Origin of the sequence: Massilimicrobiota sp. SW1139, from assembly GCF_012027715.1 — a bacterium.
GTDB lineage: Bacteria > Bacillota_I > Bacilli_A > Erysipelotrichales > Coprobacillaceae > Allocoprobacillus > Allocoprobacillus merdigallinarum.
Map to the genome: position 1 here is coordinate 179,076 of NZ_SJOR01000003.1, position 16,682 is coordinate 195,757.

General features: G+C 29.6%; 20 protein-coding genes. 3 read left to right on the plus strand and 17 right to left on the minus strand.

The window, feature by feature from the left end:
* Positions 1-69 precede the first annotated feature (69 nt).
* From E0K96_RS03325 to E0K96_RS03345, 4 genes are all read right to left on the minus strand, one after another.
* Entirely contained in the window at positions 70-1,272 is a 1,203-nt protein-coding gene (locus tag E0K96_RS03325; protein WP_370519865.1) for an MFS transporter, read from the minus strand.
* A 538-nt stretch (positions 1,273-1,810) separates the two neighbouring features.
* Complete coding sequence (locus tag E0K96_RS03335; protein ID WP_087245789.1) at positions 1,811-2,356, minus strand: rubredoxin-like domain-containing protein; 546 nt, start codon at positions 2,354-2,356, stop codon at positions 1,811-1,813.
* A 98-nt stretch (positions 2,357-2,454) separates the two neighbouring features.
* The gene (locus tag E0K96_RS03340) at positions 2,455-3,330 is read right to left on the minus strand and encodes a Cof-type HAD-IIB family hydrolase (protein WP_168081158.1); all 876 of its coding nucleotides are present in this window, start codon (positions 3,328-3,330) and stop codon (positions 2,455-2,457) included.
* Positions 3,331-3,444: 114 nt separating this feature from the next.
* Positions 3,445-4,071 carry a hypothetical protein gene (locus E0K96_RS03345; protein ID WP_168081160.1) on the minus strand — a complete coding sequence of 209 codons (627 nt, stop codon included), beginning with the start codon at positions 4,069-4,071 and terminating at the stop codon, positions 3,445-3,447.
* A 164-nt stretch (positions 4,072-4,235) separates the two neighbouring features.
* On the opposite strand from E0K96_RS03345, the gene E0K96_RS03350 reads away from it, so the two are divergent.
* On the plus strand, positions 4,236-4,781 hold the full coding sequence (locus E0K96_RS03350) for a VanZ family protein (RefSeq protein ID WP_168081162.1): 546 nt from the start codon (positions 4,236-4,238) through the stop codon (positions 4,779-4,781).
* A gap of 19 nt (positions 4,782-4,800) precedes the next feature.
* On the opposite strand, the gene E0K96_RS03355 is transcribed toward E0K96_RS03350, so the two are convergent.
* From E0K96_RS03355 to E0K96_RS03380, 6 genes are all read right to left on the minus strand, one after another.
* Positions 4,801-5,694: an ROK family protein gene (locus tag E0K96_RS03355; RefSeq protein WP_168081163.1), complete on the minus strand. Its 894-nt coding sequence runs from the start codon at positions 5,692-5,694 to the stop codon at positions 4,801-4,803.
* Between the two features lie 69 nt (positions 5,695-5,763).
* A complete protein-coding gene (locus E0K96_RS03360) occupies positions 5,764-6,618 on the minus strand; it encodes an ABC transporter permease (RefSeq protein WP_168081165.1) in 855 nt (284 codons plus the stop codon).
* Entirely contained in the window at positions 6,615-7,523 is a 909-nt protein-coding gene (locus E0K96_RS03365) for an ABC transporter ATP-binding protein (protein WP_206080568.1), read from the minus strand. The genes E0K96_RS03360 and E0K96_RS03365 overlap by 4 nt, the downstream gene beginning before the upstream one ends.
* Complete coding sequence (locus E0K96_RS03370; protein ID WP_168081167.1) at positions 7,504-7,932, minus strand: DUF3021 family protein; 429 nt, start codon at positions 7,930-7,932, stop codon at positions 7,504-7,506. The genes E0K96_RS03365 and E0K96_RS03370 overlap by 20 nt, the downstream gene beginning before the upstream one ends.
* 10 nt (positions 7,933-7,942) lie before the next feature.
* On the minus strand, positions 7,943-8,314 hold the full coding sequence (locus E0K96_RS03375; RefSeq protein ID WP_168081169.1) for a LytTR family DNA-binding domain-containing protein: 372 nt from the start codon (positions 8,312-8,314) through the stop codon (positions 7,943-7,945).
* A gap of 165 nt (positions 8,315-8,479) precedes the next feature.
* Positions 8,480-8,824, minus strand: a complete 345-nt coding sequence (locus tag E0K96_RS03380) for a winged helix-turn-helix transcriptional regulator (protein WP_168081171.1) — start codon at positions 8,822-8,824, stop codon at positions 8,480-8,482.
* Positions 8,825-8,932: 108 nt separating this feature from the next.
* Here E0K96_RS03380 and E0K96_RS03385 point away from each other — a divergent pair, with 108 nt between their 5' ends.
* Complete coding sequence (locus E0K96_RS03385) at positions 8,933-9,502, plus strand: flavin reductase family protein (RefSeq protein WP_168081173.1); 570 nt, start codon at positions 8,933-8,935, stop codon at positions 9,500-9,502.
* A 66-nt stretch (positions 9,503-9,568) separates the two neighbouring features.
* Complete coding sequence (locus E0K96_RS12240) at positions 9,569-9,691, plus strand: hypothetical protein (RefSeq protein ID WP_255456798.1); 123 nt, start codon at positions 9,569-9,571, stop codon at positions 9,689-9,691.
* Positions 9,692-10,113: 422 nt separating this feature from the next.
* On the opposite strand, the gene E0K96_RS03390 is transcribed toward E0K96_RS12240, so the two are convergent.
* The 7 genes from E0K96_RS03390 to E0K96_RS03420 form a co-directional block, all read right to left on the minus strand.
* Positions 10,114-10,893: a PHP domain-containing protein gene (locus E0K96_RS03390; RefSeq protein ID WP_168081175.1), complete on the minus strand. Its 780-nt coding sequence runs from the start codon at positions 10,891-10,893 to the stop codon at positions 10,114-10,116.
* 15 nt (positions 10,894-10,908) lie between these two features.
* Positions 10,909-11,733, minus strand: a complete 825-nt coding sequence (locus E0K96_RS03395) for a histidinol-phosphatase HisJ family protein (protein WP_168081177.1) — start codon at positions 11,731-11,733, stop codon at positions 10,909-10,911.
* 80 nt (positions 11,734-11,813) lie between these two features.
* On the minus strand, positions 11,814-12,833 hold the full coding sequence (locus tag E0K96_RS03400; RefSeq protein ID WP_168081179.1) for an ABC transporter ATP-binding protein: 1,020 nt from the start codon (positions 12,831-12,833) through the stop codon (positions 11,814-11,816).
* Positions 12,833-13,633: an ABC transporter permease gene (locus E0K96_RS03405; protein ID WP_168081181.1), complete on the minus strand. Its 801-nt coding sequence runs from the start codon at positions 13,631-13,633 to the stop codon at positions 12,833-12,835. The genes E0K96_RS03400 and E0K96_RS03405 overlap by 1 nt, the downstream gene beginning before the upstream one ends.
* Complete coding sequence (locus tag E0K96_RS03410) at positions 13,630-14,478, minus strand: ABC transporter permease (protein ID WP_168081183.1); 849 nt, start codon at positions 14,476-14,478, stop codon at positions 13,630-13,632. Before E0K96_RS03410 ends, E0K96_RS03405 begins: the two co-directional genes overlap by 4 nt.
* On the minus strand, positions 14,456-15,295 hold the full coding sequence (locus tag E0K96_RS03415) for an alkaline phosphatase family protein (RefSeq protein WP_168081185.1): 840 nt from the start codon (positions 15,293-15,295) through the stop codon (positions 14,456-14,458). The genes E0K96_RS03410 and E0K96_RS03415 overlap by 23 nt, the downstream gene beginning before the upstream one ends.
* Entirely contained in the window at positions 15,285-16,385 is a 1,101-nt protein-coding gene (locus E0K96_RS03420; protein ID WP_168081187.1) for an ABC transporter substrate-binding protein, read from the minus strand. The genes E0K96_RS03415 and E0K96_RS03420 overlap by 11 nt, the downstream gene beginning before the upstream one ends.
* Positions 16,386-16,682 lie beyond the last annotated feature (297 nt).

A 16,682-nucleotide genomic window follows, 5' to 3' on the forward strand; every position in this document is an offset into this window, starting at 1 on the left:
TTATAATCTATTCATTATAATGCTTAACAAGCATAAAAAAAGCATAGATTTCTCTATGCTCGTTATGATCTATTCAATAGAAGCTCTTTTCTTTTCAATAGACATGAAAACAATCAAAGCTCCAATAACAGATACAACAACACCAATCATTAATAAATCATGAACACCAATAGTATCCAATAAGATTCCACCTGCAAGGTTAGCAATAATACCACTGGCTGTAATTCCAACTGTAACCATAGATTGCCCTTTAACAAGATCTGGTTTAGAAATAACCTCATTAACATAATAAACACTAGCAGGGATAAAGATAGCATAAGCACCAATTTGTAAAACTTGTGCAACATAAACCATAAAGACGTTAGTTGCTAAAAAAGTTAATAAGTGTTTCAATCCAAAAATAATCACAGATATTTTTAATAATGTTGAACAATCTATTTTCTTACGCATAACATTAAACATAGCCATAGCTGGTAATTCAACAATTGCAGCAATAAATACAGCGATTCCCATTTGACTTTCAGTTCCACCAATAGGAGTAATGACTTGAATAAAGAAATTATTAATAATTGTATGTGTAAAGAAAACTAAAATAACACCCACAACAAAAATCATAAATTTTTTATATATTGAACAAAATTGAAAGAATGATAATTGTTCCTGTTTAACTTCTTCATGCTGATTCTCTTCACGATGTACAACATGTCTTTGATTCTTTGGTACAACATATGTATAGACAACGACAATTAATAAGATATTTCCAATAATATAGAATAATGGAATCATGCTTGTTCCAAAATCTTCTACAAGATAACCCAGCACAGCAGATGCAAGGGCATAGGAAGCACTTCCTAATCCTCTAGCTAATCCATAATTCACTTCAATACCATATTTTTCAAAAAGAAATGCTAATGAATTTAATAATGGTTGAATTGTCATCATACATGTGACAACTCCAACAAATACACATAATAATATCATTGTTGGTAATTTAAAGAAATACAGACATAATGACAATATAACCGCTAAAGCCACTATAACAATAATTAACGGTTGTAATCTGATGACTTTCTTATCAACCGCTGATGCTGCCATAGGTTGCGTAAATACAGCGATAATACTGACTAATGCTAAAGTTGTTCCAATAACAGAATTAGATACACCTTTATCTAAAAGATAAACCGAAGCATAACCCATGAGAGCACTGAATGATGCAAAGTAAAGAATTTGTGTTAAAGAATACTTAACATCTAAAATTCCATTTTTTTTCACATAATTTCCTCCCTTAATTTATAATTATTCGATAAGTATATTATATGATAGATTGAATTCAAATCACAAGCTAAATAACATATCTTGAAAAAAATTTTAAATAAGTGATTTTTTCATATAATAGTGTTTACCTGTTGCAGGATGTTCTTATATACTGAAGATTTTCTGATAACCTCATTTCATATAAAAATCTGATGCCTGAAATTCATATGTATCTAGAAAACTATATTGACAGCCTCTCTCTTTCGCAACTGCTTCTGCTTTTCATAATACTTCTGTTCCTTTATTTTGTTCTCTTAATAAAGGTGAAATCCATAACCACCTTATAAAAAGCTAATCTCCATGGGTATATCCAATCAATCCTCTATAATTTGATCATGCTCAACTAAGTAAACAGCTAAATCTTTTGAGTGAGCATGTTGAATTTTTGACGATTATATTCTCTTAATCCACTTTTAATAATATCTTTTGTAACTATCTCCATTGTATTTCTCAAAAAAAAGAAATCAGTAATGCTTAGCAATACTGATTTCTTTGCTTATTCACCAAAATATCTTTTTAATAATCCAGCAAATGCTTTTCCATGTCTAGCTTCATCTCTAGCCATTTCATGAACTGTATCATGGATTGCATCTAAGTTAGCTTCTTTAGCACGTTTAGCTAAATCAACTTTACCAGCAGTTGCTCCATTTTCAGCTTCTACACGCATTTGAAGATTTTTCTTAGTAGAATCAGTCACAACTTCTCCTAATAATTCAGCAAATTTAGCTGCATGTTCTGCTTCTTCCCAAGCTGCTTTTTCATAATATAAACCAACTTCAGGATATCCTTCACGATGAGCTACACGAGCCATTGCTAAATACATACCAACTTCTGAACATTCTCCTTCAAAGTTAGCACGTAAATCTTTAATAATATCTTCGCTAACACCTTGTGCTACACCAACAACATGTTCAGCAGCCCATGTCATTTCACCACTTTGTTCAACGAATTTATCAGCGCCAACACCACAAACAGGGCATTTTTCTGGAGCTGCATCTCCTTCATAAACATAACCACAAACTGTACATACAAATTTTGCCATACTTTTTTTCCTCCTATTCAATATGGATTTATTTATCCATATTTATGATAATCAATTTTCCATTTTTCGTCAACTTTATTGCTTGAACTTTTTTAACTTTAAATCGCTAAAAGACCTAATTGTTGTAATTGTTCTAATCCTTCAAAAACGGCCCCTTCTTCATTTGTTAAAGTCAACAAATAATGAGCAGCATTCTTAGCTGATGGAGATGCATTTTGAGGTGCAAAAGAATATTGAAACATTTGTAACATATGTCGATCATTCTCTCCATCACCAAAAACAGCAACTTCATCATAAGCATATCCCTTTTTTGCAATAACTTTTTCTAATAACTTACCTTTATTACTCATTGAACTCGTAATTTCAATATTATATTCAAAAGATGATGAGATATCTAATCCATCTATATTTAGTTGTTGTCTAACTCCTTGAATAGAGTAAGCATCCAAATGTCTAGCATCTATTTTTAAAACTTTAATATTCTTTTGAATGATCTCATGAGCATCCTTAGCATAATGAAAATCTCTTAAATATCCTTCTCTTGTTGTAAAAGTCTTTTTTGGTAATGAGTCTTTATAATCTTTTGAAGCTAACAATAATTTATAGTGATAATCCCAAAAATCATCTGCATCTACAAAAGAATATTTCCCTTGATTTGTATGTATAGCTAATAAATAACCATATGATGATAAAATTGTAGATATCTTTTGAAATGCTTGATTATCCATTGGATAAATTTCATTGAATGTCTGTTGTTTATTACAATATTGTGTTCCATTATTTAAGATCAAATCACAATCTAACTGATAACGCTCTAAAAAATCAATGACCATATTAATATCTCTACCAGTTGCTATAATAAACTCTATCCCATTTTCAATACATTTTTTTAATATCTGGTAAGTTCGTTCCTCAATAGTGTCATCTTTTTTCATTAGTGTCCCATCTAAATCACATACAATGCATTTTATCATGTCTGATTCCTCCTAGTTTTATTATTATATCAACTTCATTGATGAAGAGAAATCTTTTTCTGGCATAGAAAAACTATTGAGAGCCTCAATAGTTTCTTTTATAGTTATGTTGTTTTATGCTTCTTTTTGTTCAATTGTAGAAATTAACCAATTCTCTCCATCTGGAACTAAAGTAAATCTTAATTGTGTATCAATAGCTTCAGCTTCATCTATCTTCTTTGTCATTGCTCCAAAGATTTCTGATGCTAAATCACCAAAAACTTTTTCCATCATCGCTTGTTGATCACCTGCTAGCTCACTTAATTCGTCTAAATGTTCCTGCTGATAATTATCAATAATAGTTGTTGTATCTGAATCAATATCTATATTATTGTAATCTTTCATTTTAATATCAGCAATAACCAAATAATTATCCCCATCTGCTTCTACACTATTAATTTCATATGAAGTCACATAATTGGCAAAAACATGATCAACAAACTTATTCGCTTCGTCTACAAATGTTTGACCATATGTTTCAACATCCATGTACGCTTCTAAACTTTCCATGATTGAAAGTAAATCATCAACGTCACTGTTATCATCAGTACATATTGTTGAAATCTTTTCAATATCTCCTGCTTTTAAATAATCAAAAAAGTTCTTCACTACAGTTTCCTGTTTTTCAGTTGACGTTCCTCCACAGGCAACAATGCCCATAATCATAAATAAACAAACCGCTAATTTTAATATTTTTTTCATAACCTTCACCTTCCTTTATGTAATAAATATACGTTCTTATATATTCAGTATATCATAAATATAATTAATTTCTTTATTTTTCAACATAATTTAACATAATTAACCATAAAATCAAATATTTATATTATATATGACTTCTCATTATATTTTTATGAGGTGATTTTTTGTTAATAACACAAAGAAACTGGACATCTGCCATCTGGATTCAATTTTTTATTGAAATTATTATTTTTATAGCTATTTATTATTATTTTATATATTTAAAGTATCAGAAACAAAAAGTCCTTTTTTATAGGACTTTACTCTATGTATATATCATCGGTATCTTATTTATTACATTATTACCTTTAGATTTTCAATATGCCCAATTTGATCATTTTCATTATTTTACTATTCATAATTTCACTTTTCCTTTTCGTGATGTCATTTATCATTATGGTGGTGCCATTACAAATGTTATTCTCAATACATTTATGTTTATACCTTTTGGATTCCTTGTTCCTTTGTCTTTTCAATATTCATTTATAAAAACAACGCTCATAGGCTTGATGACAATCATAAGTATTGAATCATTACAGATGATATTTTCCTTATTTTGTATTGGATTTAGAACTTTTGATATTACTGACATTATCACAAATTTTATTGGTTTATGTTTAGGATATCTTATTTTTTATATCAATGAAAAAAGACAATGCTTTGTGAAATGAACATTGTCTTTTCTTATATCTATTGAAATGTTTGAATATGTTGATATAAAGCTCCAATCAAGTTTGCATCATTACGATAATGACAAGGAACAATTTCTGGTCTATAGACATCAAATCCTAAATGATCAAAAATATTATCAAAATGTTTATTAATTAATTCAATTAATAATGGTTGTGCACTGATACCTCCACCAATCGCAACTTTTTCACAATCAAAAATAATATGCACATTAAAGATTTGAGTAGCTACTTCTTTACAAAATTGACTAATTCCTTCAATAACTTTCTCATTACCTTGATTAGCCATATCAAAGATTTCAATACCCGTATATTCCTGATTAGTTCCTAATGATTCCTGGACTCTTTCCAATAGCCCTTTAATACCATTACGTGTAGACCAGGCATAGTCCCAACCAATACCATCTAAGCAATTTGTTTTCACAAAAGAAAACTCTCCAGCACTAAAATGTCTTCCAGTATGCACTTTGTGATCTTTAATCAGGCATCCTCCTATACCTGTTCCCAAAATAACAACAGCGCCATCTTGTATATCCTGCAAATTCCCATATCCAATTTCTGCATTGGCTGCACATTTTGCATCATTACCAATCGTTATGTTGATTGGGCATCTTTCTTTTAAAATATCTACGATATTCATCTTATCAATATATCGTAATGCTCCACCTGTAAAAGCGTAACCTATTTCAGGATTGATAATACCTGGCATAGAAATAGCCATACCTTCAATACGATCTATGTATTGATCATAAATGGTACCTATTGTTTCTACAAAATGATCCATTGTATCCATTGGTGTTGGGACACTAGATTTTTCTAAAATTGTTGAATCTTCCTGAATTAAAGCATATTTAATTGAACTTCCACCAACATCTAAAGCTAAATATGTTTTCATTTTCTTCTCTCCTTACCTATTGTTCTCTTATTCTTATTATAAAATGATTGATGTTAATAGGCAAATCAATTATTGTCTTTGGCGACTATGTATATAAACTGCTCCTATAAAAAAGATAATAGTAAAGATAATCAAATAAAAATAGTGACATATTGGAGTTAAAGTTATATTCTCAAATTGATAAGTAATACCTAAGATATTTTGAAATTCGACTACAGCTGTTTGAGGTAACTGTTGAAAACTTTGATTCATCGTTGAATTCATCATAGTTTGCCTTAATAATACTGCTCCATGTGACGTTGGAAAAATCTTAATAACCCATTGAATAATCTCTGGCAAAGTTCCGATAGGAATATAAATACCTGTTAAAAAGCCTATTAATGTTCCTATAATTGATGTTGCTGTTGAAAAGGCATGATTGCTTTTAAAGAAAGATGATATAAAAAACATCATGCTACTATTCATAAGAACTGTCAATAAAAGAATAACAATTATTTGCATATAAACTGAAAATGAAAACCAGCTCCCTTTATTAATAAGAATATATATTTGAGCAAAGAAAAGTGTAATAAGTGAAAGGAAAAAGCTAATGATCAAAGATGCCATAAAATAACCACCAGCTAATGCTGTTTTCTTGATAGGTGTACAATAAAAATCTTTTTGTCTTTTTTGATATTGATCATCCACCATGACACTCAATGTCGCAACACTTGTTGAAACAGAAGTTGTTGCTAGCAATCCTGCCATAACCCATTGATCCATCAACTGATGGATATTTCCTATTTGTTCAAAACTAGAACTATATGTTTCTCCTAAAAAAAGAATATAAAGACCAATAATGATAAATGATGATAATAATGAAAAGAAAACCGCTGTTTTATCTCTCAAATAGATTTTTAAAACCCTTGATGCAAATATAATCATATATGAAGCTCCTTCCCTGTTATTTGAATAAAGACATCATCCATACTTCCTCTTGTAACTTCAAAATCTTCAATATATTTTTGACAATGATTTAAAATGGGTAATGCTTCAAATGTATTTTGAATAAAAGCTGTGATTTCCGTTCCATTTTGAATATATTGAATATTTTTCTCTTTTAACCATTCTTGAATAAAATGATGATTAGAAATCATTGTTAATTTATCTCTTGTATATTGCTTGCGTAATTGAAAAGGAGTCCCTCTTGCAACAATTTCTCCTTCATCCATGATGATGACATAATCGGCTGACATAGCTTCTTCCATATAATGTGTTGTTAAAAAGATTGTCAGCTGATATTTTTTCTGTAAATTATAGATTGTATTCCATACCTCTTGGCGTGTTTGAGGATCTAAACCTGTTGTTGGTTCATCTAAAAATAAAATCTGTGGCTGATGTATAAAAGCTCTGGCTATATCACATTTTCTCTTCTGACCACCCGATAATGTTCCATATAAACGATGAGCATATTTTTCAATATGCATTGTGTTCATGATATCGTTTATGGCTTTTTGTAATTCTTTTCCTTTCAGTCCATAAAGTGCAGCTCGTACTTTCATATTTTCTTCTATCGTCAATAAATCATCTAATAAGCCATCTTGAAATACAATTCCAATGGACTTTCTAATTTCTTCATCTTCATGTTGTAGTTGATGGCCCTGAATCCATACTTCTCCTGCATCTGGTTTTAAAAAGGTACAAAGCATATCAATGGTTGTACTTTTTCCTGCTCCATTACAACCTAAAAATGCAAACAACTGTCCTTGATGAACCTGAAAATCTATGCCTTTGACAGCTTTTATACTACCAAAAGATTTCTTCAAATTTTTAACTTCTATTATTTTCATGATGAATGTCCTCCAGCTTCCTATTGATTTTATCAGCAATTGATTTTTCATGAAAATACATACAAATTCCTGTTACGATACCTACTAACAAAGCAATCATACCTACTTCAATAATATAAAGTATTTGCCATGGAAACCAATGAAAGAGACCTCCTCCAATCCCATAAACTCCTATGAAAATGTCGATAAGAATAACAAAGTTTTCAAACCAAAAGGAATCTATAGGAATCAATGAAGTCAATGTAATTAAAATAGAAATAGCACTTGTGACAATCAGAAATGATAAATAAGTCCAGTGACTTGCTTCCATGACCCTATCAGGAAAGAAAGATAATATTGAAATAATAAAAGATAAAACTGTATAAGAAATACAATTAATCAAAACCATCTGAATAAATTTATTTTTCATACAACTCCTCCTATAAGCCAAACTTTTTCTTAAATGCTGATAAGTAATGACGATTAATAATCAGATGTTCACCGTTCATAAGCTTTGCTTCCATTCTTCCACTCAATAATGGTCGAACTGACTTGAGATAGTGAATATTTAAAATCGTTGATTTATTAATTCTGATAAATGAACTCTCTTCTAACAGCTTTTCCCATTCGTATAGTTTCTTATGAGACAAATATACATCATGATCTAAATAAAGAAATGTCTTTTCATCAACATATTCAATATAATAAATATCTTTAATCAAGATGCGATGTATACGATCATTTTGATATCCCACAACCGTCTGTATGCGCTGATTGACATAATCAATCAAGTCCTTTGTTTCTTTGTCCATTTTCTTATAATAAACATATACCTCAGTTTCTTCACTTTTTCCTTTTTCAATATAAACTTTCAATATGATCACTTCTTTCTATACTTATTATTAATAATTCTTTCATGATTTTCAATTTTTTAAAGATAAGTTGCTTTTTTTGATGGCTAAAATACACAAAAAACATCATAATGACTTCTCATCACGATGTTCTTCTCCCCAAATACATAACTGATCTAAAACTTTCATAAGAGATTGACCACGCTTTGTTAGTGAATATTCAACCTTTGGTGGTATTTGTGGGTAAACCTCTCTATGTATAAGCTGATCTTTTTCTAACTCCTTTAAATTCTGACTTAATGTTTTATCAGATATTTTTTTAATATATCTTTGTAGTTCATTAAATCTAACTGTTTTATATTCCATCAAACAATATAAAATAATCATTTTATACTTTCCTGATATAAATGATAACGTATAACTAAATCCAGTATCTTCAAAATTTGCATTTTCAATATAATTTTTAATCATAGCTTTCTCCTAAGATAGTACCTTACATAAATGTGGGTACTTGTTTTTATTTCTACCTGCATTATAATAAAATTATAGTCATTCTACAATCAAAAGGAAGAATAAATAATGTTAAAAGATTTAGGAGTCAAGCCATATGTATTTCCAATGCCTGTATTAATGATTGCAACTTATGATGAAAATGATAAAGTCGATGTTATGAATATGGCATGGGGTGGTATTTGTTCTCATGATATGGTTGCTTTAAATATTAGTGAAGGACATAAAACAGCTAAGAATATTAAAGCACGTCAGGCTTTTACTTTAAGTATTGCTGATGTGGAACATTTAAAAGAAGCTGATTTCTTTGGTATAGCTTCAGGAAATAATATGAATGATAAGTTTGAAAGAAGTGGATTAACAGCTATTTACAGTCAAAGAGTCGCTGCTCCAGTTATTAAAGAATTTCCATTAACTTTAGAATGTGAAGTTGTTGAATGTCAAAATACGGTTTATGGTTTTAGAGTCGTAGGTAAAATTGTCAATGTTCTAGCAGATGAAAAAGTTCTTGATGAAAATGGAAAAGTTGATCCTACCAAATTAAATGCTTTTGTATTTGATCAATTCCAAAGTGGATATTATGCTATTGGAGAGAAAGTTGGTCAAGCTTGGGAAAGTGGACAGGAATTGATGAAATAGCTACTTTGAATGAGTAGCTATTTTTTTGATTGAATTATGATAATATGGAAAGATTGGAGGTAAAATATGAAAGCATTAATCACAAGGGCTTCATCGGGAATTGGAAAAGCTATTGCAAAAGAATTAAGTCTTCATATATACTCAAGTATTCATTTTTCAAAAGAAATCCTAAAACAACACCACAAATAATTAATTCAGTGAAAAAATACTTCAAGATATGATAAATAATATCTGCTATTTTGATCTTGTGTTGCTATAACTGTCATACGTGAACTCAAATAACATTCTATTAACTTGATCATCTTTTGACTCATTTTTTAATCAACAAAAGTAGTTGGTTCTTCTAATAAAATAATGCCTTTTTGTGAGATAATCGCAAATAATAATGACAAGCGTTTCTTTTCTTCTTCCATAAGCATTGAACCATACTTGTTCAAAGTATTTTCTAATTCCAATTCCTTTAAGAGCTACTCTTCTAAAAACGAATCTTTCTTTATATTAAATATGTGATAAAGCGTATCCATATTTTCTTGAATTGTTAAATCTTCTTCAAACAAAAGTTTCTGTTTTGCATAATTAATACGTCTTACTAAAAAATCCTTTTAGACTTCTTATAATATTTCATGAATATCTTCTAAGAAGTTAAAATCATAATCTTTTAAAAGATCCAAGCATATATCTATACGTTGATGTTCTAATAAAGTTGTAGGATGATGGGCATCATAACCAAAACAAACTTTATTATCTTTTGTAACATGTTTAAAGAATTCTGGATGTGGATAAGGATATGCCAAACCATCTTGAAAGTAAAGTTTCCCATATCTTAAACCATTTAAGTTAATTTCTAAAACAGCATGATATTTTTTAGCCGCTTCAACAATGATTTGTGATGCCTTGTCACATGCTGGTGTCCATTGTCTTCTTCCTAACATAAAGAAGTCTGGATGTGCTATATATCTTGTTAATCCTAGTTCCAAAGCACTTTGAATTTGATTTGCATACATCAAGACATCTTCATCATTATTAAAATAATCATAATTATATCCATCAAAATAGCGGAAATGCTGTCCAATAATCATGTAATCACAACATTCTTTCATTTTAAGTAAATAATCTTTTTGATCATCATAATATTCTATTTCAAAGCCTACTAATACTTCAATTTGATCTTTATACTTATCTTTTAATTGATACATCGTATGTAAATATTCTTGAACATCTCGATTATACATACGTTCAGCAGCTATTTCTACATGAGGATAGGCCATATGCTCACTAAATCCTATCGTTTTCATTCCAGCTTCTATCGCTGCCAGAATATATTGTTCATCTTTTCCAACAGCATGATGACAGCGTGTTGTATGCGTATGTAAATTAAAATTCTGTTCCATTATTTATCTCCATTTTTATAAAAATTCTTGAATATCTTTTTCTATAAATCCTTGATCTGTTAACACCATCATAGATGTAAAACCACAATCTTGAATCAATTCCAAAGATTCTTTATAATAACAATCTAACATTTCTTTTTGATGACAGTCACTATTAAGACAGATTTTCCCACCATGATCATGAATATATTTTAATAGTATATGATGTGGATAAGGTGTTTTTCTTTGTCCTCTGGCAATAGCACCTGTATTGACTTCAAAAATTTTCTTTTGATCAATAAGCATATCAATACATTCATATGCTAATTTTAAATATTCCTGATCATCAAAATCAATAAATTCTTCATTCTCATTAAACTTTGTAAGTAAATCAATATGCCCTACTATATCTACATCACTTCTATAAGCTATCTTTTTCACTTCTTCATAATAACTTTGAGCATAGCTTAAAAAATCCCCATAATAATCTACAATCTTATGCGTCACTTCCTGACTTTGATCAACAGCTAAATATTCTTCACCAGCTTTTACAAAATGAACACTTCCAATAATATAATCATATGGATTATTTTTTTCAAAGCTTTGTCCTAAAATATCTTCTTCAATACCTAAAAAAATATGTATCTGATCTTTATATTTTTCTTTGACTTCAAGGACATCTTGAATATATTTTTGGGTGTTATCATCAGTCATAGAGTAATCATCTATTTCTCGACAATTCCCATGTCCTGAAAAGCCTAAAATCGTAAAACCTTTTTGAATAGCTTCTAAAGTCATGTCCTCGATTGTATTTTTGCCATCACAATAAAGTGAATGTGTGTGTAAATTTTGTTTTATCATATTTTATCATCCCTCTCCTATTATAATTCTTTTTCATTTCCATTGATAGTCTAAAAAGACTGTCTTTAAACAGTCTTCATTTATTCTCTAATGGCTAGAATATTATGTGGCTCAATTCCAACATACACTTTTTGTCCTTCATCAAACAGTGTAGAACTTCTAAACAATGTTTCTGATTTTAAAATAACATCATGACAATTTAATGTATATCGTAAAACATTTCCTCTTGAAATATAGTGACTAACTTTTGCTTCAAAACTATAGACATTTTGATCTTGAATTGGTTCATTTTGAATAGAAATGGTTTCCGGTCTAATTGCATAATAATGATTATCAAAGTCTTGTTTTGGTAGCAATGTTTTTAATTGATGATTATCTAATATATTATAATGTCCTATAAATTCAGCCGCAAATTTAGAAACAGGGTGTGTATATAATTCTACAGGATTTCCACTTTGTTCAATGATTCCACCATTCATTAAATGAATTTTATCAGACATAATCATAGCTTCATCTTGATCATGTGTTACAAATATAGTTGTAATTTTTAACTCTTTTTGTACACGTTTGATTTTTTCCTGTAACTCACGTCTTAATTTTGCATCAATTGCACTTAATGGTTCATCTAATAATAGAACTTTTGGTTCCATAACGATTGCCCTTGCGATAGCTACACGTTGTTGTTGTCCACCAGATAATTGATTCGGATAACTTTTTTCTTTTCCTACCAAATCTACCATTTCAATAGCACGCTGTACTTTTTGAGCTATCTGATTTTTATCTACTTTTGCAATTTTTAAACCAAAGGCAATATTTTCCTCTACATTCATATTTTGAAATAATGAGTATTGTTGAAAAACCATCCCTATACCACGTTTTTGAACTGGTACATCTGTAATATCTTTACCATCTAATATAATTCTTCCTGAATTAATCTGCTCTAATCCTGCTAAAGATCGTAATAATGTTGATTTTCCACAACCACTTGGTCCAAGTAATGTAACTAATTCACCTTTTTCTACATCTAAATGAATATTTTTTAAAACCTGATTTTCACCATCATAGCTTTTGCATATATCTCTAAATTCAATGTATGCCATTAATTTTTCCCCCTCTTTGTGACTGCTTTATTTTGAATCATTAATGTTAATGTTGAAATGATAAATGTTGTAATAAAAAGAATAACGATAATTGCACTTGATAATTGTCCTGATTTTGACATTGTTTGATATAAATAAATACCTGCTGTTCTAAATGCACTTCCGGCAATCATATTAACAACAACGAAATCTGCAAATAACATTGTAAAAGCTAGCATCATTGTTGAAATAATTCCATTTTTCATTTGTGGAATAATAATTGAAAAGAAGGCATGTAGTTGAGAACATCCTAACACCTGTGCAGCTTCTACAACATATTTCACATTTAATGCGCCAATTGTATTTTTTAAACCTCTAAATGTATATGGTAATATAATGATACAGTAAGCTCCTACTAAAAGAAAAAGACGATTTGATAAAAAGCCGGGTTTACCTGAATATAGTGAAATTATACCTACTGCTAAAATAACACCTTGAATGGCATATGGAATATTACATAAAATTTCAATATACTTTTCTAATTTTGGCATATATAATGTTGTCACATAAAGAACTAATAATATAGCCAAACTACAAATACACACTGGCACAAAAGAAATAACTAAAGATCTTAATAATGAATTAATAAAAGCTCCATCTGTTAATATTTCTGAATAGAAGCTAAGAGTAAAACCAGTTGGTAAAATATCCATCCATGCTGTAAAAACAGAATATAAGAAAGTTAAAGCTAATGGTATAATTAAAAATGCTGCGATAATAAATAAAATACATCCATCCCATAATTGTGTTTTTAATTTCATTGGACACCACCTGATTTCTTTTGTAATTTATTTGTAATTAAAACTGAAATAACCATTAAAGCCATCATGACCAATGAAAGAGCACAACCAAATTCTTGATTTTGAACAACTTCACCAACAAATTGTTGAGAAATACGAATTGGTAATAGAGAAATATTATTACTCAACAATGCATATGCTGTTCCATAAGCTGCTAATGAATTAGCAAATAAAACTGAAAATGTTCCTAATATACTTGGTAATAATGATGGTATTGCAACTTTAAACCAATAGTGAAAACTGTTTCCACCTAATAGTCCTACAGCTTCTTTCCATTCTTTTCTTAATCCTGAAAAAATAGGAAGCATCAATAAAGTTCCTAATGGAATTTGAAAATAAATGTAAGTTAATAACAAACCATTAATTGTATATAAATCATAATTAGCCAAAAATTCTATTCCATAATTTTTTCCAATTAATGTTAATATACCAACATTTCCTAATAAAATCATAAAAGCAAAAGCTAATGGAACTCCAGCAAAATTACTTGTAATATTTAATACTGAAGTGAAAGCATTTCTTATTTTAGGACTGGCATTATGTGCTGCTTTTGCACCAATAAATGCAATAAATATACCAACAACAGCTGAAAAAATAGATATCCATAAACTGTTATAAATAGACTGTTGATATAGACGTGTACCAAAAATTTTAACAAAATGGTCTAGAGTAAAACCTCCACCACCTGTCTTTGAAAAACTTTCTATCACAATATTAATTAATGGTAATATTTCAAATAATAAGACAATGATAAAAAAGGGTAATAAAGCGAACAGATAAAATTTATAGTTCTTTTTTGCTTTCATGAATACGTTTCACCTCCAAAGGTTTCATTTTTTCAGTTGCTTGAATATCCAATAAATAACAAAGCAACGGCGCAAACTCTAATGTTGTGAGAACTTGTGAATGATACCCATTCACAATGCGTTGATCAATAATATATAATGCTGTGGTGCGTTGCTGATGACTATTACCACCATGATAACCATTTTCACTCATTCCATGATCTGCACCTACTACAACACTATATCCATCTTTAATCCATTGTGGAATATATGTTGAAAGGAGTTTATCATTTTGAATGACTGCTTGCGCATATTCTTGTGAACCTGCACCATATTTATGGCCTGCATCGTCGATACCCATTGGATGTATAAACACAAAATCATATTGATCATGTGACATTAAACTTGATGATAATGCATATAAATGATTATCTGGATAAGTATCTTCATAATAGAAAAAACCTTGATCTATATAAGACTTTGAATCATGATGATAGACATCTTGAAACTTATTAAATGGTGCTGATAAATAGAGCTCACTAATCCAATAATATGCTAATGCTAGACTTTTTTTATGATTCTGTTTAAGTAATTCAAATATATGGACTTGGTTAGATAATCGACATATATTATTATTTGTAATTCCATGTTCATATACTGGTAATCCAGTAAAAATTGTTTCGTACATAGGGCGTGAAGCGCTAGGTAATTCACCTAGCACTTCATATTTAGCCGCCTTTTTATGTTCACATAAATGTTCTAAATAACCTAAATGCTCTCTAGCATATTCACTCTGTAATCCATCTAATAAAACAAATACAACTTTATTATTGTGCATAAGCAACAACTTCCTCCTGCCAAGATGTTGATAAATCTGACACAGCTTGATCCCAAGCTTCCTGATCTTCAATAAAGCGTGCATTTTTATATTGTTCATCTGGTAAAAGCATTGCCTTTACATCTTCTGGTAATTCTACATCATCACGAATTGGACGCGCATAACCTTTAGCTAAATTAATCTGTCCCTCATCAGATAAAATATATTCCCTTGCTAATGCAGCAGCATAAGGACGTTTTGTATAGGCATTGATAATTGTACAATATCCACTTTGAATTGCTCCATCTGTTGGTACTGATACTTCAAAATGAGCATTGGCATTATTTTCTAAGATTTGTGAACGATATCCTAATGAATTGTAATCCCATAAAACTGCAACTTCTATTTCACCTTTTTCTAAACGTGCAACACTTGTGTCTCCCATATCTAATCGATCATCTTCAGCTAAAGTCTTGAAAAAGTCTAGACCTGGCTGTATATTGCTTTCACTACCACCAAAAGCGATAGCAGCACTTAATAATGCACTTTGTGCCTGAGTTGCTACTGAAACGTCTCCAATTGTTAATGTATAATCTCCATTTAAAACATCTTGCCAACTTTTTGGTGCTTGATCAACAAGATCAGTATTTGTAATAAATGTAATTGTACCATAGTATCCTATAATCCAATCACCATTATCATCTTTAGCCCAATCAGGAATTGAATCCCAATATGATGTTTTATAAGGTAAAGTTACCCCTTGTTCTTCTGCAACTGGTCCAAATGATTGTCCAACATCACCGATGTCTTTTGTTGCATCACTTGCTTCATTTGCAAAAATAGCAAGTTCCTCTGCACTAGACATATCTGTATCAGTATGTTTAATTCCATATTCATCTTCAAGTTCTGTCCATGTTTCAATCCAGTTAGCCCATGTATCTGGCATTCCAACAGAATTAACTTCTCCATCTTCTTTTGCTTTTTCCGTAATTTCTTCAATTGTCATTGAATTTAAATCAACCTTTGTTTGTGTGCTTTCTTCAGCGCATCCTGTTAAAAATGTTGCTGCAACAAGAGCACTCATCCCCAATTTAAAAAATTTATTTTTCATTTTCATACTTCCTCCTTAGCGAGTAAAGTATAGCATTTATAAAATTTAGTTAAATATCTTCATTTTGTAAAGAATTGTAAAAATAAAAACACTATAACAAGTGTTTTGTAAATATTTTAAAAAGGAATTTAAATTCTATATTAACATTTATTAAGTTTTTAGATACTTTTGCTTTATATAAAAAGTTATAAAAATTACATATTTTTCTATATAAGTATAATAATTTGAGTCTTTCAATTTATCATTTAAACTAATATAAATAAATATTATTTAAGTTGATCATCATTTTAATATTTG